The sequence below is a fragment of the Niallia sp. FSL R7-0648 genome, from assembly GCF_038007005.1.
Classification (GTDB): domain Bacteria; phylum Bacillota; class Bacilli; order Bacillales; family Cytobacillaceae; genus Niallia; species Niallia circulans.
In genome coordinates this window covers 198094-220263 of sequence record NZ_JBBOWE010000002.1, presented here as the reverse complement: position 1 = coordinate 220263, position 22170 = coordinate 198094, and the positions used below count along the sequence as shown (strand labels likewise).

The window sequence follows — 22170 nt, the reverse complement described above, 5'->3', positions numbered from 1 at the left end:
GGTATAGAGGAACTGAGAGCAAATAGGAAGAGTCTAAGTGATAAAATGCATCAGATGCTTACCTCTAGAGATGCACAGGTCCAACATAAAAATAGAGAAGTAAGAAATACTATTATCCATGAAAGCATTTCTTTATACAAGCACTGCTTCTTTTGCTAAATTAACTGTTTTGCATTTATTTATATATTCGGAAGTAGGAATGAATTTTAACTAGTAGCAGCGTCTTTCCTTTTGTAATGTGAGAAAGGCATGCGGCTTTTATTAATCAGGAGGTGTAAGCCCCTTTACGGGCTACTTATTGGAAATTTTTAATTTGATTTTATTCGTGATATTAATTGCATTTACTGCTTTTTTCGTGGCAACAGAGTTTGCGATCGTAAAAGTCAGGAGTTCAAGAATTGATCAGTTAGTTGCTGAAGGTAAAAAAGGAGCATTAGCAGCAAAAAAAGTTACGACACATTTAGATGAATATTTATCAGCTTGTCAATTAGGGATAACTGTGACAGCCTTAGGTCTTGGTTGGATTGGAGAATCTACTTTCGCAGAAATTCTAGAGCCTCTATTTGTTCATTTATCGATCGGAACGGCGCTATCGCACTTGATTGCCTTCATTATTTCTTTTTTACTTGTAACTTTTTTGCATGTCGTTGTTGGAGAATTAGCTCCGAAAACAGTAGCTATTCAAAAAGCAGAATTAATAACATTAACCTTTGCAACACCAATTATTTGGTTTTATCGTCTATTATACCCTTTTATTTGGTTGTTGAATGGCTCTGCAAGACTTTTGACAAGTATCTTTGGATTAAAGCCAGCGTCAGAACATGAACTTGCTCACTCGGAAGAAGAGTTAAGAATTTTAATGTCAGAAAGCTATAAAAGCGGTGAAATCAATAAAAACGAATTAGCATATGTAAATAATATTTTTGAGTTTGATGAACGAATTGCCAAAGAAATAATGGTCCCAAGAACAGAAATGGTGACTATCAGTGTGGACAATACATTTGATGAAATAATGGCTATCTTAGAGGAAGAAAATTATACTCGCTACCCGTTAGTAAATGGGGATAAGGATAATGTGATCGGCTTAATTAATATTCGCGAATTTCTTACTGCAACTATTCAAAGCAGAGAAGCAATTCAATTAGAGGATTATATGAAACCAATTATCCGGGTAATTGAAACAGTTCCTATCCGCGAATTGCTGATTAAAATGCAAAAGGAACGTACACATATGGCGATTTTGCTTGATGAGTATGGTGGTACTTCAGGAATTGTTACAGCTGAAGATATTCTGGAAGAAATTGTTGGAGACATTAGAGATGAATTTGATGAGGACGAAATCTCTGACATTCGCAAAATAAAGGATAATCATTATATTCTTAATGGCAAAGTATTGATTAGTGAAGTAAATGATCTTTTAGGAACTCACTTATCAGAAGATGAAGTAGATACAATAGGCGGATGGTTTTTGACTAATAATTTTGAAGCGGTTGAGGGAGATATATTAAAAGAGGAAGGATATATCTTCAAAATTAAAAATATTGAAGAACACCATATACATTTCATTGAAGTAATCAAAGATACAAGTGTAGTGGAAGCTTGATGAAAGACTTTTAAGAGAAGGGGAAACCCTTCTCTTTTTATGTGTAGTTACGTATAAATAGGAAGGGTGGTGGCATTTTATAAAGAGGAAATTAAAGCGAATGCTGATTTTATTGAATTTTACCAATTAAATTAATTTAATTGTGTCAACATTGTGTCTGTCAAAAGTGTATTTACTTTGAATTGAGAATAATCTGTAACCGCTTTATAATCAAACTGAAATATTAAGGGGGTTAAACAAAATGTCAGACGAAAATAAAAATGGTTTTCGTGTCAAAATACAGCGTTTTGGTAGTCATTTAAGTGGCATGATTATGCCTAATATAGGAGCATTTATCGCATGGGGGTTAATTACCGCCTTATTCATTGAAACAGGATGGGCTCCTAACAAAGAGTTAGCAAAACTAGTAAGTCCAATGATTACGTATTTATTGCCATTATTAATTGGTTATACAGGCGGTAAGATGGTTTACGCAGAGCGCGGTGGTGTAGTTGGTGCAATTGCAACCATGGGTGTAATCGTCGGTGCAGATATTCCGATGTTCCTTGGTGCGATGGTTATGGGTCCACTTGGTGGCTACTTAATCAAAAAAGTGGACGATTTATTTAGAGGAAAAATTAAAGCCGGATTTGAAATGTTAGTAAATAACTTCTCAGCTGGTATTTTGGGAGCGCTTATTGCCATTATTGGTTTTAAATATGTTGGTCCAATTGTAGCAGCATTAAGTAACTTCTTATCGAACGGTGTAGAATTAATTGTTAATGCAAACCTCTTACCATTAGCAAGTATCTTTATTGAGCCTGCTAAAGTATTGTTCTTAAATAATGCCATCAACCAAGGTATTTTAGGTCCGATTGGGGTAGAACAAGCGAAAGAGGTAGGAAAATCTATTCTATTCTTACTAGAATCAAACCCTGGTCCTGGGTTTGGGGTACTATTAGCTTATTGTATATTTGGAAGAGGTACATCAAGACAGACAGCACCTGGGGCAGCAATTATTCACTTCTTGGGTGGTATTCATGAAATTTACTTCCCATATATTTTAATGAAACCTGTAATGTTATTAGCTGTAATCGCTGGTGGTATGGGTGGAGTATTCACCTTTACACTATTTGATGCAGGTCTAGTAGCGACTCCATCCCCTGGTAGCATCATTGCGTTAATGATGATGGCGCCAAAAGGACAACATTTAGGTGTTATCGCTGGTGTTGTGGTTGCAACGATTATTTCTTTCGTGATTGCAGCTATTATTTTGAAAACAAGTAAAGATAAAGAAGAAGATATTAATGCAGCAACAGAAAAAATGGAAGCATTAAAAGGGAAGAAAAGCTCGGTTGCAAGTGCAATTACTGAGACTACAGCAACTCCTGATGCAGCTGAAACTTCAGAATTTGATTACAAATCAGTGAAGAAAGTAATCTTTGCTTGTGATGCTGGTATGGGATCTAGTGCGATGGGTGCATCAATTATGCGTAATAAAGTGAAAAAAGCAGGAATTGAAGGAGTAGATGTAACAAATACTTCTATTGCAAACCTTCCAAGTGATGCGGATCTTGTTATTACCCATAAAGATCTAACAGATAGAGCAGTAGAAAAATTACCGACTGCACACCATGTTTCTGTTGAGAATTTCATGAACAGCCCTAAATATGATGAGATCATTGAAAAATTAAAATAAGAATTAGCAGAAATACCGGCCAACTTAGTAGATTGGCTGGTATTTTTTGTGTTTAACGCGGTTTATGTCTATTTAATCTTTTTCCATGAAAAAGTACTTAAATTTCAGTATTTATAGATAAAAATAGGGAAGTATAAATTAGAAATGGCAACAATGAAATTGAAAAAAATATGTTTAATACTGTTTGAATAAGTGTGTATAACAGTTTTATAATTAAATTATGTCAGGTGATTAAGGGGATAAGCTATGATTATTTCCGCTCGAGAAAGAATTATTTTACAGATACTATTAGAAAATATAGAGGAAGAAATGACGATTAAGGGAATTGCTGAACATGTAAATGTTAGTGAACGAACGATACATCGTGATTTAAAGAATGTCGAATCTATACTAAAAGATTTTCATCTTCAAATGAATAAAAAAGCTGGAGTCGGCGTGAAAATTGTAGGAAATCCTAATGATATTTATCAACTAAGGGTATCTATCTTAAAACAGGATTATATAGAATACACACCCGATGAACGGATAATCGTGGCTTTATGTACCTTATTAGATCATCAAGAACCGATTAAACTATTTTCTTTAGCAAAAGAACTAGGAGTAACAACTGCCACGGTAAGCAATGATTTGGATAAGCTGGAACCGATTATAGCAAAGTATGATTTGCAATTAATGAGAAAAAGAGGTTATGGTATTGAATTAGTTGGAACAGAGGAAGATAAGAGAAAAGCGATTCGCAGTCTTATATCCGACCGATTTGATGTCCCAGAGTTTCTTAAAATGGTGAAGGAAAACATTCAAAAAAAGTCTAGCAATAAAATCGACTCAATTTCCGAACGGCTTTTAGGATTGGTACAAAAAGAAAAATTGCTGCGTATTGAAAATATTATTGAAGATATCAACGAGCAATTACCTTATCCGCTGGCGGATAGTTCTTATGTTGGATTGGTCGTTCACATTGCTCTTGCTATGGAGAGAATCCAGCGAGGAGAAAATATTTCTTTTAAAGAAGATTATTTAGGGGAGCTGTCGCAAACAAAAGAATTTGATTTTGCGCGCCAAATCGTATCAAGACTAGAACGTACTTTTGATATTTCGATTCCTACAGAGGAAGTCGGTTATATTACGATGCATTTAAGGGGAGCAAAGGTACGTTATGACAATAAAGTCGGCATTGAAGATGAAAATGTTGAAGTAGCAATGCTAGTTAGGACATTAATTGCAAATGTCGAAAAATTACTGCATACAACATTGGCAGATGATTCTTTATTTCAAGGGTTATTAGCTCACCTTCAGCCTACATTATATCGTTTAGATCAGAAAATGAGTATTTCCAATCCCTTATTAGAAGATATTAAAGAGGATTATGCTGAGTTGTTTGAAGTGGTTCAGCAAGCTGTGGAAAAAACACTTGTTGACAGAGATGTACCAGAAGAAGAAATCGGCTATTTAGTTCTTCATTTTGGTTCTGCGTTAAATGATAGAAAAATAACAAAAAATATCAAGTTATTGATCATTTGTTCATCCGGAATTGGGACATCTAAAATGCTTGCAGCAAAAATTGTTAATCAAATTCCAAGCCTATCAGAAGTGAAAACAGCATCTGTATTCGAGTTAAAGAATATTTCCATCGATGATTATGATGCCATTCTTTCGACTATTCCATTAGAGGATATCTCTAGAGATTATTTATTAGTAAATCCGATTTTAAATGATAAGGATTTGGAAGAAGTAAAAACCTATCTTCAAAAGAATATCGGTCATGTAATAAGGGAAGAAAAGGGAATAGAAGTTCCTAAACAAAAATGTATTGATTTCCAGACCTTTCTCCTTTTTTCAGAGCAAGCCCAGCTATTATCCTCTATTTTAAAGGAGCTGGATATTTGGGATGAGAGAGCAAGTTTAAGTGCAAGCTTAAACAAGGGATTAAGGATATTGAAACAACAAGGTTCTATTTCAAGCGTGGAAGAAGTATTTGCTGCTTTAGAAGCACGGGCTGAAATAGGGGGGCTTGCTATTCCGGAAACCAATTTAGCTCTTTATCACACAAGTAATAATCAAATTGAAAAACCATCTTTCAATATCATAGACTTGCCCGAGATGGTGAGTTTGAGGGCAATGAATGGTGCTAATGAAATGGTGAAGCGGGTATTACTTTTGCTTGCGCCGTTAGATGCAAATCAAAATGTAATGGAAGTATTAAGTTTTTTAAGTGCCTCTATTATTGAATCGGAAAGAAGTATTCATGTATTCAGTAACGGCAAGAAAGAAGAACTATTAAATTTTATTAGCAGCAGGTTTTTAAAACATCATTTGAGAAATTAATAGGAGGAATAAACAATGAGTATTTTAAAAAAAGAGAACATTATTTTAAACAGCAGTCTAGCAAGTAAAGAGGAAGCTATCAAAAAAGCAGGTCAAATTCTAGTGGAACAAGGCTATGTTTCAGAGGATTATGTCCCAGCTATGCTGCAAAGAGAAGAAATTTCATCAACTTATATGGGTAACTTCTTAGCTATTCCCCATGGTACAGATGAAGCAAAAACAGCAGTATTAAACTCTGGATTATCTGTTATTCAAGCACCAAACGGCGTAGACTTTGGAGATGGCAATATTGTTAAATTAATCATTGGAATTGCTGGGAAGGATGGCGAACATTTAGAGCTGTTATCACAAATTGCCATTGTATGTTCTGAAATGGAAAATGTCGAAAAATTAGTTGCTGCGAAATCAGAAGAGGAAATAATCCAAATTTTAAGCGAGGTAGAATAATACGATGAATGCTATTCATTTTGGAGCTGGAAATATAGGTAGAGGATTTATTGGTCTATTACTACATCAGTCAAATTATGCTATTACCTTTGTGGATGTAAACGAACAGATTATCGATGAAATTAATCGTGTTGGTCAATATCATGTTTTATTGGCAAATGAAGCGAAAGATCAATTCACAGTTAAGAATATTAAAGGAATTAATAGTAAAGTAAATCCAGAACAAGTGGTTGAACAATTTATCCATGCAGACATTGTGACTACAGCTATCGGACCTAATATTCTAAAGTTCATCGCGCCGCTAATTGCTGACGGAATTAAAGCACGAATGAAAAGTAATCAAACACCTGTTAATGTAATTGCTTGTGAAAATATGATTGGTGGTAGTAGTGCCCTTAAACAGTTTGTGTTAGAGCATTTAAATGAAGAGGAAGCAGCTTGGACAGAGGAATACGTTGGTTTCCCTGACTCAGCTGTAGATAGAATTGTGCCAAACCAGAAGAATGAAAACTTATTAGATGTTCTGGTAGAGCCTTTCCATGAGTGGGTTGTAGATGAAACGGCAATTAAAGGAGCGAAACCTGAAATTGCCGAGGCGCATTTCGTAAATAATTTACAGGCATATATTGAAAGAAAGTTATTTACTGTAAATACTGGTCATGCAGCAACAGCCTATTTAGGCAATAGAAAGAATTATGAAACCATTTCTGAAACAATTCAACATGAAGATGTGAAAGAAAAGGTGCTTCATGTTTTACAAGAAACGGGAAAAGTATTAGTAGCAAAATATGGTTTTAATGCAGCAGATCATCAAAAATATATCGACAAAATTTTAGGCCGCTTTGCGAATGTTTATATTGTAGACGATGTAAAACGAGTTGGTAGATCACCGCTTCGAAAATTGGGCGGGAATGATCGATTAGTTGCTCCAGCGCTAGCATACTATAATGAGTTTAAAGAAATTCCTTCTTATTTAGTAGAAGTAATGGCATCGGCTCTTCACTTTTATACAGCAGAAGATCAAGAGTCTGTTGAATTAAAGAACTTAATAGATGAAAAAGGAGTTCAAGCTGCTTTTAGTGAAGTTTCTGGTTTAAGCGAAGATCATGCTTTAGTGAAAGAAGTAGTGCTTACTTATAACAAAATAAATGCATAAATAAAAAATCCAATGAGGTTTCAAAGCCCATTGGATTTTTTATTTCTAGAGTAATTAGAAGCTCTTAGAGCGTGTTGCTAATGCTGAGGCTGCCTTTGACTGTTTGCGCTTGTCCCACATTTTTTTGGCGAAGGGATAAATGATAGGTCCCCACGTAATTAGTCGTCTGAACATTTTTTTCATTATCTCTCACATCCTTTTAGCCTTTACTTATTCTTTTCCCAAGAAATCAAATGGATAAACAATAACCCCTATTCTAGTTAAATTTGGTAATATTAGATAGAGATCCCTTCTTGTAATTTAGAAAAAAAGAGAATATAGTTTTCATAGATAGTTGCAACATATAAGAGAAAATAACCGTCTAATGATTAGAGAGAAAAACGGAAGAAGATTTATTCTATGAGTAAAAGTAAAGGATAGGTAATAGATGGATCGATTAAAACCATATTGGGAAGGGTTTCGACGTTTCTGGAAAAAGAGACATCTTACCCAAATTATACTGTTGGCTTTGTTATTATTTGTTTTATTAGCGATATTATATTTTACGTACCTAGCAACACAAGCAAATGTTAGTACATTAAAGGCTGGCTTAAGTCAGGCGACCATTATTTATGACAAAGATGGAGATGAAGCAACTCGAATAAGAACGGAAAGAACAGAAGGCATTGAATTAAAGGATGTCCCAAAATATGTTCCAGACGCAGTTGTTTCTATCGAAGATGAACGTTTCTATCAACATAATGGGTTTGATATTAAAGGGATCAGCCGTGCGTTTTTTAAGAATATTTTTGCAGGGAGAATTACTGGTGGAGGAAGTACGATTACCCAGCAATTAACAAAAAATGCTTTGTTAACTTCCGAACAGACCTATAAGCGGAAAGCAGAGGAACTATTCCTTGCTGTAGAAATAGAGAAGCATTATGAAAAAGATGAAATTCTACAAATGTATTTGAATCACGTTTATTTTGGCAGTGGTGCCTGGGGTATCAGCCAAGCATCATTGAAATATTTTAATAAAGATATTAAGGATGTATCTATTAGTGAGGCTGCATTGCTAGCAGGAATAGTGCAAGCTCCATCTGCATTAGACCCTTATAAAAATTATGAGGGTGCGATTAATCGCCGCAACCTTGTTCTGAAGAAAATGGCAGAGTTAAAAAAAATTACAGAAGAGCAGTACCAGCAAGCAGTGAACGAAAAAATTGTATTAGAAAATGGGGGAGGATCTTTTATTGAAAGAGATTATCCCTACTTTGTAGATGCAGTGATCGATGAAGCAATCAGCAAGTATGGACTTACACAAGAAGAAATCTTAAAAAGAGGATATAAGATTTATACAGAAATGGATCAAAACCTTCAATCTACTTTAGAAAAAACTTTTGCAAGAGATTCCCTGTTTCCAAGAAGTTATGATGGAACACTAGTGCAAGGCGGAGCGGTTTTACTTGATCCGGAAACAGGGGGAGTAAGAGGATTAGTGGGAGGAAGAGGAGAGCAAGTTTTCAGAGGCTTTAATCGAGCTACTCAAATTAAAGTCCAGCCAGGATCTACGATGAAGCCACTTGCTGTTTATACACCTGCTTTAGAAAAAGGGTATAAAATTGACTCTATGCTTGAAGATAAGCCTTTCAAAAAGGGTGATTATGAACCGAAAAACTTCACGAAGACTTATAGAGGCGAAGTTCCGATGTATGAAGCATTAGAAGACTCTTTAAATGTGCCAGCAGTCTGGCTGCTAGATAAAATTGGTTTGGAAAATGGTCTTAAATCCCTTGATCGCTTCGGCATTCCTTATGAAAAAGAGGATGAATATCTAGGAATAGCTTTAGGCGGGATGTACAGTGGTGTTTCACCATTACAAATGGCGAGCGCTTATTCTACATTTCCTAATGAGGGAGTCCGAATGGAAAGTCATTTGATTACAAAAATTGTTGGACCGACAGGCAATGTTGTGGCTGAATATGAGCCAAAATCGACAAGAGTTACTTCCAAATCCGTGGCAAATGACATGACCTCCATGTTATTGGATGTTATTAAATCAGGAACTGGCCAAGGAGCAAAAATAACAGGATTTCAACTTGCCGGAAAAACAGGTTCCACTCAATTAAAGGATTCGAATATTCCTGGTACAAAGGATCAATGGTTTGTAGGGTATACCCCTAATTTAGTTGGGTCGATGTGGCTTGGATATGATAAAACAGATAACAATCATTATCTGCCAAGCAAAAGTTCTGGCGATGTAGTACCAATTTTCAAAACAATTATGGATCAAGCCGTACAATATGTAGAGCCAGAGAATTTTCAGGTTCAATCTGTAAGTGATAGACTTGCAAATAAGGATAGTAAAAATGTAAATAAAAAAGTAGAAGAAACGAAAAAGGCAATTAAAGAGAAAGCAGAAGAAATAGAAACAACTATAAAAGAGAATTCTTCCAAGTGGAGCCAAGTTGTAGACGAGATTAAAGAAGATGCGAAAAAGGTAAATGATAAGGTAAAAGGGAAATTACAAGAAATACTAGGAAATTAATCGTTTCAAAAGATAGAAGTAGATACTGATACTAGTGGCAGCTGCTATTAATATCAGTATAAATTTCTATTTTTTTTTTCATAAGCAGCAAGAAGGGAAGATTTGTTTCTTATAATTTTGTATAACTAGAGATAAATAATGGATAGAATTAGGAAAGAGTATGAGGTTTATTTATATCGAGCCTGTGATAAATATAACAGAATAAATAAAAGGGGGAATGTTCATTTACAGAAGGAAAAACACGAATAAAATGATGGAAAAAGCAACCAGTATAAATTATAATTGATGTAAGCGTTTTTAAAAGGAGATTTGAAGAAATGATCTAATTTGTAAAAATGTTTGTGACATAATTGTGGACGTGGATTTTAATAATGGTATCTGCTATAATAAAAAGGTTGATAAAATCTTGAATATAGGAAAACATAAGGATAGAAAATGTGAAAATTGGTAAAATTATACTTACGTTTTTTGTCACATATAATAGGTTCAAGATATGATATCATCATACAGGTAGTAATAATTCCTATTTTACCTCTGTAATATGAATGTTCTGTGTCTAAATATCGAACATTCTGTGAATAATTTAACATTTTAATTTATATGGAAGGAGCTGTACAAATGAAAAAGGGAGTTTTAGTTTCGCTTTTAGCAATTGTACCATTATTCATTTTAAGTGGCTGTGAATCCATGGTAGTATTTGACCCGCAAGGTCCTGTTGCTAGAAGTATTACGGACTTGATTAACTGGTCAATTGTATTAATGGCTTTTGTTTGTCTAGTAGTTTTTGCACTATTTGGCTACATAGTTTGGAAGTATCGTGCAACCAAAGAAAATGCTGACTATGAACCAGATGAACATGGAAGCACAAAGCTTGAAATTGTTTGGACTGTAATACCGTTCTTAATAATCATTGCATTAACGGTTCCAACTGTAAAAACAATCTTTGCTTTAGAAGATGTTCCAAAAGATTATAAAGATCGTGATCCAGTAGTGATTAACGTTACTTCTGCAGATTGGAAATGGATTTTTAGTTATCCAGAAGAGGGGATTGAAACAGTTAATTATGTAAATATCCCTGCTGGTGTACCTGTTGAGTTTAAATTAACTTCTGCTGGTACAATGCAATCATTTTGGATTCCTGCTTTAGCTGGTCAAAAGTATACAATGTATGGTGCTGAAACAGAACTTTATGTGGTAGCAGATAACCCAGGTAACTATGAAGGACAAAATACAAGCTTTAACGGTAAAGGTTATGCGGAGATGAAGTTTGATGTCGAAGCAAAATCTGTTGAGGATTATGATAAATGGGTAGATGAAGTAAAAGACACTGCTCCTAAGTTAACAGAGGAGAAATACAGAGAAATTATCAAGCCTACACATTTAGGGCGTATGACTTTCTCTAATACACATTTAGAGTGGATTGACCACGGTAAAGGTGGAGACTCAAACTATTATTTAAACCCTGAGTTATATCGAGTTCATGGATATCCAGGTAGAACTTTTGAAAAGAATCAAGAGTCTGACGGAGGTGAAAAGGATGCACATTAAGTGGGATGACATTGTTATTACTGGTGATCCCCTAATATTGTCTGCTCAAATAGGTATTATTCTAACCATGCTTGCTGTAGTAGTTGGTGTTACTTATTTTAAGAAGTGGCAATATTTATGGGATGAATGGATAACAACGGTTGATCACAAAAAAATCGGTATCATGTATATTATTGTTGCCGTATTAATGTTCTTCCGTGGTGGAGTAGACGGTTTGATGATGAAATATCAAACATCAGCTCCTGAAATGAAATTTTTAGATCCACAGCATTATAATGAAGTATTTACAACGCATGGTGTTATCATGATTCTTTTTATGGCGATGCCAGCATTGATTGGATTAATGAACGTAGTTATTCCATTGCAAATTGGTGCACGTGATGTTGCGTTCCCACAATTGAATGCATTAAGCTTCTGGTTAACATTCAGTGGAGCAATGCTATTCAATATTTCTTTCGTAATTGGTGGTTCTCCTGATGCAGGATGGACATCCTATTTCCCTCTAGCGGGGAAAGAATTTACACCAGGAGTTGGAAACAACTTCTATGCAATTGGACTGCAAATCGCAGGTATTGGTACGTTAATGACAGGTATTAACTTTATTGTGACAATCCTGAAAATGCGTGCTAAAGGGATGACCTTAATGAAAATGCCAATGTTTACTTGGACTTCATTAATTACAAACGTAATTATTGTGTTTGCATTCCCTATTTTAACTGTTGCATTAGCATTAATGACATTTGACCGTTTATTCGGAACTCATTTCTTCACGATTTCTGGTGGAGGAAATGCGATGTTATGGAATAACCTATTCTGGTTATGGGGACATCCAGAGGTATATATTGTTATCTTGCCTGCATTTGGAATGTTCTCTGAAGTTATTGCTACATTCTCGAAAAAACGCCTATATGGTTATAATTCAATGATTATCTCTATTGTCGGTATTGCATTATTGAGTTTCCTTGTGTGGGTTCACCATTTCTATACAATGGGATCTGGACCAGTTGTAAACTCTGTATTCTCAATCACAACTATGTTAATCGCAGTTCCAACTGGGGTTAAGATTTTCAACTGGTTGTTTACTATGAGAAAAGGACGTATCCAATTTACAACGGCAATGCTATGGGCGCTTGCATTTATTCCGACCTTTACTATTGGTGGGGTAACGGGAGTTATGCTGGCAATGGCTGCAGCAGACTATCAATATCATAATACATTATTCTTAGTAGCTCATTTCCACTATGTATTAATACCAGGTGTTGTATATGCAGTATTTGCTGGTTTCTATTACTGGTGGCCAAAAATGTTTGGTTATGCATTAAACGAACGTTTAGGAAAATGGCATTTCTGGTTGTTTAATATTGGTTTTAATGTAACCTTTATGCCAATGTTCTTCTTAGGCTTAAAAGGAGCAGTAAGACGTTCTTATACTTTCTCAGCGGAATCTGGATTTGCGCCATTGTTCATGTTATCAGCAATCGGATCTCTTATTCTTGCTGCTGGATTTGCCGTACTAGTTTATAACATCTACTATAGTACTCGTTATGCAGATAGAAAGATTTCTACAGATCCATGGGATGCAAGAACACTAGAATGGCATACAGCTTCACCAGTTCAGCCATATAACTTTGCAATTACTCCAGAAGTAAAAGCATTAGATGCGTTCTGGTATATGAAGAAAAATAATGAAGGCTTAGTATTAAAAGAAGAAGAACTAGAGGAAATACACATGCCAAGCAATTCTGGGCTTCCATTCTATATGTGTGTTGTATTTGGTATCGTCGGTTTCTTCCTAATATTTGAATGGTTTATTCCAGCTGCAATTTGTAGCTTAGGTATTTTTGTTGGCTTAATCATTCGTTCCTTTGATTATAACGAAGGTTATCATATTAAACTGGATGTTATTAAGAAAACGGAACGTGCATGGAGAGGTGAGAAATAATGGCAAAAGTCGATAAGTCCTTACCACTAGAATATCAAACAGAGCAAAGTCGTTTAAATATTCTAGGCTTCTGGATTTTCCTTGGTGCGGAGGTTGTATTATTCGCTACCTTATTTGCAGCCTATGGATCTTTAAAGGATAACTTTGCAGGCGGACCTACTCCAGCTGAATTATTTAAATTAAAAGATGTAATGATTGAAACACTTTTACTATTAACAAGTAGTTTCACTTGTGGGATCGCTATCTGGTATATGCGTCGCCAAAATTTAAAAGGATTATTAACATGGTTAATTATCACTTTAGCATTGGGTGCAGGCTTCGTCTTTGTGGAAGTAAATGAATTTATTCATTATGTACATGAAGGAGCGACAATGCAGACAAGTGCCTTCCTTTCTTCGTTCTTTGTATTGCTAGGAACACACGGATTGCACGTATCCTTAGGTATAGGCTGGGCGATATTGATTATTATTCAATTGCTTAAACATGGCTTAACACCAACAACTGCTCGTAAGACATTTATTATAAGTTTATACTGGCATTTCTTAGACGTTGTGTGGATTTTCATCTTCACATTCGTTTATCTTGCTAGAATGAAAATGGGAGGGTAATAAAAGATGGCAAAAAATCATGAAAATGAAAAATTTCCAATTAGTCATATTGCAGGTTTTATTGTTTCTTTATTACTTACCTTCGCAGCTGTAGGGGCTAAGTTATATACAGATCTTCCAATGGTTACTGTAATGTGGATTATCGGGGCATTAGCTGTGATTCAGGCAATTCTTCAACTGTTTATGTTTATGCATCTTACAGAAGGAGAAGGGCAAGTACAGACTATTAATATCATTTATGCTTTCTTCTGCGCAATTGTCGTTGCCGGTGGAACAATTTGGGTAATGACGTCAGGACACGTACATTACTAATAAAGTTAGAAAAAAGCCTCCCTTTGGGGGCTTTTTTTGTATATAAAAGACTAAATAACTAGGTAATAGGGATTATTATTTTTGAAATGTTGTGATAATTACATTTGGCCTTCTAAAAAGCATTGACGGGCTAGAAAAAGATGATAAAATAAAGAAAGAATCTAAATGATAATGAAAATCATTTGCGATGAAGTTGGGAGTGAGGGAAACGAGTAATATTACTCATTGGCACTATGAAAATTAGACACTTAACTATAATGTTAATAGTTTTATCTATCATCTCCCTATTTGTAGGAGTAATTGATATTCATCCACAAAATATTTTTCATTTAACAGCAGATCAGAGAGAAATTCTCCTGATTAGCAGATTTCCTCGCTTAGTCAGTATTATTATAGCTGGTGTTAGTCTAAGTATTTGTGGACTTATCATGCAGCAGATATCGAGAAATAAATTTGTTTCTCCTACAACTGCTGGAACAATGGACTGGGCGAGACTTGGGATTTTAGTTGCTTTAATGCTTTTTACAGGCGAGAGCCCGATTATTAAAATGTTAATCGCTTTTGTATTCGCACTTGGAGGAACCTTTTTGTTTATGCGAATACTTAATATGATTAAATTTAAAGATGCTATCTTTATTCCATTAATCGGTTTAATGCTAGGGAATATTGTTAGCTCGATTACCACTTTTTTTGCCATGAAATATGATTTGATTCAAAATATGTCTTCATGGTTACAAGGAGATTTTTCTTTAATCATGGAAGGACGTTATGAACTTCTTTACATAAGTATTCCGATGGTTATTATTGCATACTTATATGCCAATAAATTCACAATTGCTGGACTAGGTGAGGATTTTTCTACTAATCTTGGTCTCAATCACAAAAGAGTAGTGAATATAGGGTTAATTATCGTAGCGTTAGTTTCTTCTGTTGTATTGCTGACAGTAGGAATGATTCCTTTTCTAGGTCTAATCATTCCCAATATTGTTTCGTTATACAGAGGAGATAATCTGAAAAATAGCTTAACCCATACAGCATTATTAGGAGCAGTCTTTGTATTATTCTGTGATATTCTTGGCAGAGTGATTATTTATCCGTATGAGATATCGATCGGTGTGATGGTGGGTGTCATTGGAAGTGGAGTATTCTTGTATTTACTAGTAAGGAGAAAGTCTTATGATGCAACCTAGAGTAAAACTTATAATACTAGCTATAGTGGCAGTATTATTAATTTCCATATTTATGCTAATAAAGGTTAGTAGTAATAACTGGGAATATGTGATTCCACGTAGAGCCATAAAAATCATCGCGATTCTTTTAACAGGCGGCTGTATCGCCTTTACTTCGATGGTATTTCAGACGATTACAAATAATCGTATTTTAACACCGAGTATTTTAGGACTAGACTCCCTTTATCTCTTCATTCAAACTGTAGTGGTTTTCGTTTTTGGTTCAAGTACAATGACTGTGATGAATAGCAATATTAATTTTTTGTTATCCGTCGTTTTAATGGTTTTTTTCTCAAGTATTCTTTATAAGCTATTCTTTAGGAGAGATAATCAAAACATATTATTACTGCTGTTGATTGGAATTGTATTAGGAAGCTTTTTCTCTAGTCTCTCTTCCTTTATGCAGGTGTTAATTGATCCAAATGAGTTCCTTATTATCCAAGATAAAATGTTTGCAAGTTTTAATAATGTAAACACCAATATTTTAATAATCAGTATTATTATTGTTACTATTGTGTCTGTCTATGTTACGAGATATAGTAAATTCTTTGATGTCATGTCATTAGGAAGAGACCAGGCCATTAATTTAGGAATTGATTATGAGAAAGTAGTACGCCGTATGCTAATTGTGGTGTCGATCCTAGTGTCGGTTTCCACTGCCTTAGTGGGACCCATCACCTTTCTTGGATTATTGGTTGTTAATTTAGCTCGTGAGTTTTTAAAAACATATAAACACCGAACTTTAATTACTGGATCTATCTTATTGAGTATTATTTCTTTAGTTGGTGGGTTACTGATTGTAGAACGTGTATTTACTTTTTCAACGACAATCAGTGTGATAATTAACTTTGTAGGTGGAGTGTATTTTATCTATCTATTACTAAAGGAGAGAAAAGCATGGTAGAAGTAAAGAATATTACCAAACAATATGGGGGCAAAAAAGTGCTCGATAATGTTTCTCTTTCAGTAGAGAAAGGGAAAATCACTTCTTTTATTGGACCAAATGGAGCAGGGAAAAGTACATTGCTTTCAGTAATAAGTCGCTTAACGAAAGCAGACAGTGGAGATGTCTATATTGATGGACAGCATATCGATAAATCGAAGAGTAATGATCTTGCCAAGAAAATTTCTATTTTAAAACAGGCAAACCATATAAACCTCCGCTTAACTGTAAGAGAACTAGTCAGCTTTGGCCGATTCCCATATTCGCAAGGAAAATTAAATGCCCTTGATGAGAAAATGGTAGACGAAGCTATTAAATATATGGAATTAGAAGATATGCAGCATAAATACATAGATCAACTAAGTGGAGGACAAAAGCAAAGAGCCTATATTGCGATGGTAATTGCTCAAGATACAGAATATATCCTATTGGATGAGCCATTAAATAATTTAGATATGAAGCATTCTGTCCAAATAATGAAGGTTCTAAGAAGATTAGTAGAAGAGCTGGGGAAAACAGTAGTAATCGTAATCCATGATATCAATTTTGCCTCAGTTTATTCCGATAATATCGTAGCATTAAAGAATGGCAAAATCATAAACGATGGACCAGCAAAAAAAATCATTAATCAAAAAGTATTGAAAGATATTTATGAAATGGATATGCAAATTGAAGAAATAAATAATCAAAGAATATGTGTTTATTTCGCATAAAAAATGAACATTGATTATGGATAAATGATTGATTCATTGTAGAAAGAAGCTAATGGTGGAAGAAAAATAGAAAGGAGGCAGTGTAATTATGGCTGACTTAAAAATAAGTCCCTTCGCCAGAAGAAAACCATAATAACACTACCATTAGATATTAGCAAAATCCTAAATCATTCTAGGAAAATGAGGAAGGAAAAAGGCTAATAATACCTTATCATAGGGTATTCTGTCTTTAAATGCAATGCATTCAATTTAGTTTATATATTAAATTTAGAGGTGTTTATAAGATGAAGAAAAAGCTTTCCCTATTATTATTAACATTGATTTTTGCAGTATTAGCTGCATGTGGAAATACAGAAAAATCGAATGCTGATACAAAGAAAGATAGCGAGAAATCGGCAGAAATTAAAGTAACCCATGATTTAGGAGAAGATACAGTTAAAGCAGACCCTAAAACAGTTGTTGCTTTTGATTTTGGTGTTTTAGATACTTTAGATAAATTGGGAATAGAAGTAGCCGGGGTTCCACAGGCGAATATTCCACCATATCTTTCTAAATATGAAGATTCAAAATATACAAATGTAGGTAGTTTAAAAGAGCCAGATTTCGAGGCAATTAGTGAATTAGAACCGGATGTAATCTTTATTTCTGGAAGACAGTCGGCTGCATATGAAGAATTGAAAAAAATTGCCCCAACTGTATATCTTGGTGTTGATACAACAGATTATATCAATTCCTTTAAGCATAATATGAATATTATTGGAGAGATTTTTGATAAGAAACAAGAGGTTACCAAAGAATTAGCAAAAATAGATGAAGATATTGCTGCACTTAACGAAAAGGCAAAAGCAGTAGATGGTAAATCCTTAATCTTATTGGTGAATGATGGTAGCATAAGTGCATACGGGAAAAACTCTCGTTTCGGCATTATTCATGATGTTTTTGGGCTGGCACCGGCAGATGAAAATATTGAAGCTTCTACACATGGACAAAAGGTTACTTTTGAATATGTAGCAGAAAAAAATCCAGCCTATTTATTTGTTATTGATAGAGGAGCAGTTGTTGGAGGGGAGTCTTCTGCTGAGAAGGTCCTTGATAACAAACTTATAAATGGAATTGATGCAGCTAAAAATGATCATATTGTTTATTTAGACCCAAGCTATTGGTATCTATCAGGGGGCGGTCTTCTGTCAACAAGTGAGATGGTTAAAGAAATTTCAGAAGCCATTTCCAAATAACGCTGGGTAAAGAGTCCAACGAGTAAAAAACTACTTGTTGGACTTTTTAATAGTAAATAAAATAATAGATCATTTTCAAAAGATAAAAATTCTAGTAGATAGTTGCTTTTTTTAGGAGTTCCCTCCAAAATAAAAGGGAAGAAGGGAATATTCATCGAATGAGGAGGTCTTTGGATGACGATTAAATTTGGAGTTATCGGAACCAATTGGATTACAGAATCTTTTATAAAGGCAGCTGGTGAAATAGAAGATTTTCAATTAAATGCCGTATACTCACGAACAGCGGATAAAGCGAAAGCGTTTGCTGCTAAATTTAATGTTGAACATACATATACTAATTTAGAAGAAATGGCAAAGAGCGACAAAATAGATGCTGTATATATTGCAAGCCCTAACGCTTATCATGCGCAACAGGCAATCCTATTTTTGAAAAATAAAAAGCATGTTTTAACAGAAAAAGCGATGGCTTCTAATACAGCAGAAGTGAAAGAAATGATTACTGCGGCCAAGGAAAATGAAGTTCTTTTAATGGAGGCACTCAAAACAACATTTCTTCCTAATTTTAAAGTTGTTCAAGAAAATTTACATAAACTTGGGAAAATTAGACGTGCATTTGTAAGTTATTGTCAGTATTCTTCGCGGTATGATGCTTATAAAGAAGGAACAGTATTAAATGCTTTTAAGCCAGAGCTGTCAAATGGAGCATTAATGGATATTGGGGTTTATTGTCTCTATCCTATGGTACTTCTTTTTGGAAAACCAGAGAAAGTTAAGGCAAATAGTTTCTTATTGGAAACAGGTGTTGACGGCGAAGGAAGCATTATTCTAGAGTATCCAGATATGGATATCATTCTCATGTATTCGAAAATAACCAACTCTCATATTCCGTCTGAAATCCAAGGAGAAGATGGCAATTTAGTAATCAATCAAATGAATACTCCTACAAAAGTAGAGTTTATACCACGGAATGGAGAAGGGGAGAATCTTACCCTTCCTCAAAAGGAAGCTTCGATGTTTTATGAGGCACAGGAATTTATGGAATTGATTAAGGCAGGAAAAACCGAATCCTCTGTTAACTCTTTTAATATTTCTTTAGCGGTAATGGAAGTGATGGATGAGGTAAGAAGACAAACGGGAATAGTTTTCCCGGCTGACACAAAACAGTAAGTATATAAAACTATTATAAGGAGAGAGAAACCATGTCACTATACGGCGCTATTGAAGCTGGTGGAACAAAATTTGTCTGTGCAGTAGGGGATGCAAAAGGAAATATCCAAGAAAGAATATCCATTCTAACAACAACACCGGAAGAAACGATGCCAGAGGTTATTGCTTTCTTTAAAAAGTTTTCCGTTGACGCAATTGGAATTGGCTCGTTTGGTCCTATTGATGTGGATAAAAACAATGCCACATATGGAAATATAACAACGACACCAAAGCTTGCATGGAAGGACTTTCCATTGCTAAAAACAATAGAAGATGAATTTTCTGTTCCAACTGGTTTTAATACAGATGTAAATGTTGCCGCACTAGGAGAAGCAAAGCTAGGCGCTGCTAAAGGTGTGGATAATTGTTTATATATAACGATTGGTACAGGGATTGGTGCTGGAGCTTATATTAATGGGGAATTGCTGCAAGGATTAACACACCCAGAGATGGGTCATATTTTAGTAAGAAGGCATCCCAAAGATAGCTATAAAGGCAGATGCCCATACCATGCAGATTGCTTAGAAGGATTAGCAGCTGGGCCGGCAATTGAAGAACGCTGGGGCGAGAAAGCATTTCACTTAAGTGATAAAGAGGAAGTATGGGAAATGGAAGGCTATTACATTGCACAAGCCCTTATGCAATATATTCTTATTCTATCTCCCAAAAAGATTATCCTTGGCGGCGGGGTTATGAATCAGGAGCATGTGCTAACATATGTTTATCGCTATTTGGGAGAGCTTTTAAATGGCTATGTTTCCTACCCTGAAGTGCAGGATAAAATGAATGAATATATTGTTAGACCAGGTTTAGGAGATAATGCTGGAATTACAGGTGGACTTCTCCTTGCAGAAAAAGTTTTTCACGAAAGATAAGTCAATAATGGAGGCCATTTAAAGGAGAATATCTTTTAAATGGCCTTTTTATGTTTTTAGCTTTCCTGATGGAGATTTTATTCGCGAAAATATGTGACTTATTCGCTAAAAATCATTAATAATTCGCGGAAAACTTCTCGTAATTCGCGAAAATCCACAATATTGTCCAAAGCCAAGAAAATATTTAAAAAAGTAAATAGAGTGTGTTGGCATATCCACATTTCTGCCTAAATAAATATGATATGATTAATTTAACCATTTATAAATTTGATGAAACGGTGGTAATACATGAGAATTAAATACATCTATCAGCAGCTAATTAGTCACTTAAGCGTTATTCTCGTAGCCCTATTAGTATTAAGTCTTGTTTTTTCACATTATATTGAGAAATTGGTTTTCTCTATGAAGGCAGATGAACTAAAGGGATACGGATATAATATAGTCCAAGAAGTTCAAGGAGCGGATTTATGGTCCGCAGCAACTTATTCTACCTTATTACGATATTCGGAAGAGCTAAAGGGCACTGGGATAACGATTGGCATCTTCAATACACAAAGAAATCGTATTTGGTCTTTTGGAAAGGATTTGGATATCAATATTACTCATGCAGAGTGGGATGAAATAAAGGATGGTCGCAGTACAGTCATTAAACCTAGTACAAAAAGAGGAGACCAAGAGGTAGCTTTAGTTGCAATTCCGTATTCTGTTAATGATGTAGTTGTGGGAGGAATCATCTTAACGTCACCTCTTTTAGAAGCAAAAGAAATGATTCAGGAAATTAATCGCTATTTAATTTATATTCTTTTTCTAGTGTTTGCGATTGCCTTATTGATGAGCTTTATTTTTTCAAGAGTACATGTTAATCGAATAAAAAAACTTCAGGAAGCTACAAGCCATGTTGCAGAAGGAGATTATAGCGTGAAAGTTTCCTCTTCTACATTTGATGAGATTGGAGAATTAGGGGAAGATTTTAATCAGATGGTAGATAAATTAAGAGAGTCGAAGGAAGCAATTGATGCACTAGAAAATCGGAGACGGCAATTTATGTCAGATGTTTCTCATGAATTAAAGACCCCGTTAACAACGATTAGCGGTGTCATAGAAGGATTAAACAATAATATGATACCAGAAAATGAGCGGGAGAAAGGTCTGAAATTAATTAGCCATGAGGCAAAAAGACTTATCCGATTAGTAAATGAGAATCTTGATTATGATAAAATACGTTCCAACCAAATTGTACTGATGAAGGAGTTTATTTCCCTCCAAGAAGTATTAGAAATAATTGATGACCAGCTGTCTATTTTAGCAGAGGAGAAAGGGGTTAAAATCCACATTGATGTGGATAGTGATGCTGTGATTTATGCTGATTATGATCGGCTTATCCAGATCATTATGAACATCACGAAAAACAGCATACAGTTTACCGAGAACGGAAATATATGGTTAAGAGGACGAACGGAAGCAAGCAAAACAATCATAGAGGTAAAAGATACTGGAATTGGTATAGATGCACACGAAATAGAAAACATTTGGAAAAGGTTTTATAAAGCGGATCTCTCTAGAACCAATAACCCTTACGGCGAATTTGGACTTGGTTTATCTATTGTTAAGCAATTAGTTCAGTTCCATGAAGGGAATATTCAAGTGTCGAGCGAAAAAGGGAAAGGCACTACCTTTACTCTTTTCTTCCCTCTTCCAGAAGAAAAGTAACAGAGCTTTCATGCCTTGTATAAAATAGGTTGAGGGAATAAAATGTTCTAAAATTCTTCTATGTCTTTTCAAACTTTGTTCATAATTTATTCATATATGATGGTTACTATGTA

Annotated in this window: 17 protein-coding genes; all 17 read left to right on the top strand. The window is 34.8% G+C overall.

The features are described from left to right. The first annotated feature begins 298 nt into the window (after positions 1-298). The 17 genes from NSQ89_RS21055 to NSQ89_RS20975 all read left to right on the top strand — a co-directional run bounded on the left by NSQ89_RS21055 (position 299) and on the right by NSQ89_RS20975 (position 22057). The gene (locus tag NSQ89_RS21055) at positions 299-1603 is read left to right on the top strand and encodes a hemolysin family protein (RefSeq protein ID WP_047944243.1); all 1305 of its coding nucleotides are present in this window, start codon (positions 299-301) and stop codon (positions 1601-1603) included. Positions 1604-1844: 241 nt separating this feature from the next. After that, positions 1845-3281: a PTS mannitol transporter subunit IICB gene (locus tag NSQ89_RS21050; RefSeq protein ID WP_047944242.1), complete on the top strand. Its 1437-nt coding sequence runs from the start codon at positions 1845-1847 to the stop codon at positions 3279-3281. 246 nt (positions 3282-3527) lie between these two features. Beyond that, the gene (locus NSQ89_RS21045) at positions 3528-5606 is read left to right on the top strand and encodes a BglG family transcription antiterminator (RefSeq protein ID WP_047944241.1); all 2079 of its coding nucleotides are present in this window, start codon (positions 3528-3530) and stop codon (positions 5604-5606) included. 15 nt (positions 5607-5621) lie between these two features. Then, the gene (locus NSQ89_RS21040) at positions 5622-6053 is read left to right on the top strand and encodes a PTS sugar transporter subunit IIA (RefSeq protein ID WP_047944240.1); all 432 of its coding nucleotides are present in this window, start codon (positions 5622-5624) and stop codon (positions 6051-6053) included. Between the two features lie 4 nt (positions 6054-6057). Then, entirely contained in the window at positions 6058-7209 is a 1152-nt protein-coding gene (locus NSQ89_RS21035) for a mannitol-1-phosphate 5-dehydrogenase (protein WP_047944239.1), read from the top strand. Positions 7210-7636: 427 nt separating this feature from the next. Beyond that, positions 7637-9736: a PBP1A family penicillin-binding protein gene (locus NSQ89_RS21030; protein WP_047944238.1), complete on the top strand. Its 2100-nt coding sequence runs from the start codon at positions 7637-7639 to the stop codon at positions 9734-9736. A gap of 618 nt (positions 9737-10354) precedes the next feature. After that, on the top strand, positions 10355-11284 hold the full coding sequence (qoxA, locus tag NSQ89_RS21025) for a cytochrome aa3 quinol oxidase subunit II (protein WP_047944237.1): 930 nt from the start codon (positions 10355-10357) through the stop codon (positions 11282-11284). Further along, the gene (qoxB, locus tag NSQ89_RS21020) at positions 11274-13226 is read left to right on the top strand and encodes a cytochrome aa3 quinol oxidase subunit I (protein ID WP_047944236.1); all 1953 of its coding nucleotides are present in this window, start codon (positions 11274-11276) and stop codon (positions 13224-13226) included. The genes qoxA and qoxB overlap by 11 nt, the downstream gene beginning before the upstream one ends. Beyond that, positions 13226-13834, top strand: coding sequence for a cytochrome aa3 quinol oxidase subunit III (gene qoxC / locus NSQ89_RS21015; protein WP_047944235.1), 609 nt, complete (start codon positions 13226-13228; stop codon positions 13832-13834). The genes qoxB and qoxC overlap by 1 nt, the downstream gene beginning before the upstream one ends. Positions 13835-13840: 6 nt before the next feature. Further along, the gene (gene qoxD, locus NSQ89_RS21010; RefSeq protein WP_047944233.1) at positions 13841-14146 is read left to right on the top strand and encodes a cytochrome aa3 quinol oxidase subunit IV; all 306 of its coding nucleotides are present in this window, start codon (positions 13841-13843) and stop codon (positions 14144-14146) included. 233 nt (positions 14147-14379) lie between these two features. Then, on the top strand, positions 14380-15336 hold the full coding sequence (locus tag NSQ89_RS21005) for an ABC transporter permease (RefSeq protein ID WP_095322682.1): 957 nt from the start codon (positions 14380-14382) through the stop codon (positions 15334-15336). Then, entirely contained in the window at positions 15326-16279 is a 954-nt protein-coding gene (locus NSQ89_RS21000) for an iron chelate uptake ABC transporter family permease subunit (RefSeq protein ID WP_144581008.1), read from the top strand. The genes NSQ89_RS21005 and NSQ89_RS21000 overlap by 11 nt, the downstream gene beginning before the upstream one ends. Next, positions 16273-17031: an iron ABC transporter ATP-binding protein gene (locus NSQ89_RS20995; RefSeq protein WP_047944226.1), complete on the top strand. Its 759-nt coding sequence runs from the start codon at positions 16273-16275 to the stop codon at positions 17029-17031. The genes NSQ89_RS21000 and NSQ89_RS20995 overlap by 7 nt, the downstream gene beginning before the upstream one ends. 284 nt (positions 17032-17315) lie before the next feature. Beyond that, entirely contained in the window at positions 17316-18266 is a 951-nt protein-coding gene (locus NSQ89_RS20990; RefSeq protein ID WP_047944225.1) for a siderophore ABC transporter substrate-binding protein, read from the top strand. Between the two features lie 174 nt (positions 18267-18440). Next, positions 18441-19433 (top strand): Gfo/Idh/MocA family protein, encoded by a 993-nt coding sequence (locus NSQ89_RS20985; RefSeq protein ID WP_341133253.1) that lies wholly within the window; start codon positions 18441-18443, stop codon positions 19431-19433. Positions 19434-19465: 32 nt separating this feature from the next. Continuing rightward, on the top strand, positions 19466-20347 hold the full coding sequence (locus NSQ89_RS20980) for an ROK family protein (RefSeq protein ID WP_341133252.1): 882 nt from the start codon (positions 19466-19468) through the stop codon (positions 20345-20347). A gap of 288 nt (positions 20348-20635) precedes the next feature. Beyond that, on the top strand, positions 20636-22057 hold the full coding sequence (locus NSQ89_RS20975) for a sensor histidine kinase (RefSeq protein ID WP_341133251.1): 1422 nt from the start codon (positions 20636-20638) through the stop codon (positions 22055-22057). Positions 22058-22170: the final 113 nt, after the last annotated feature.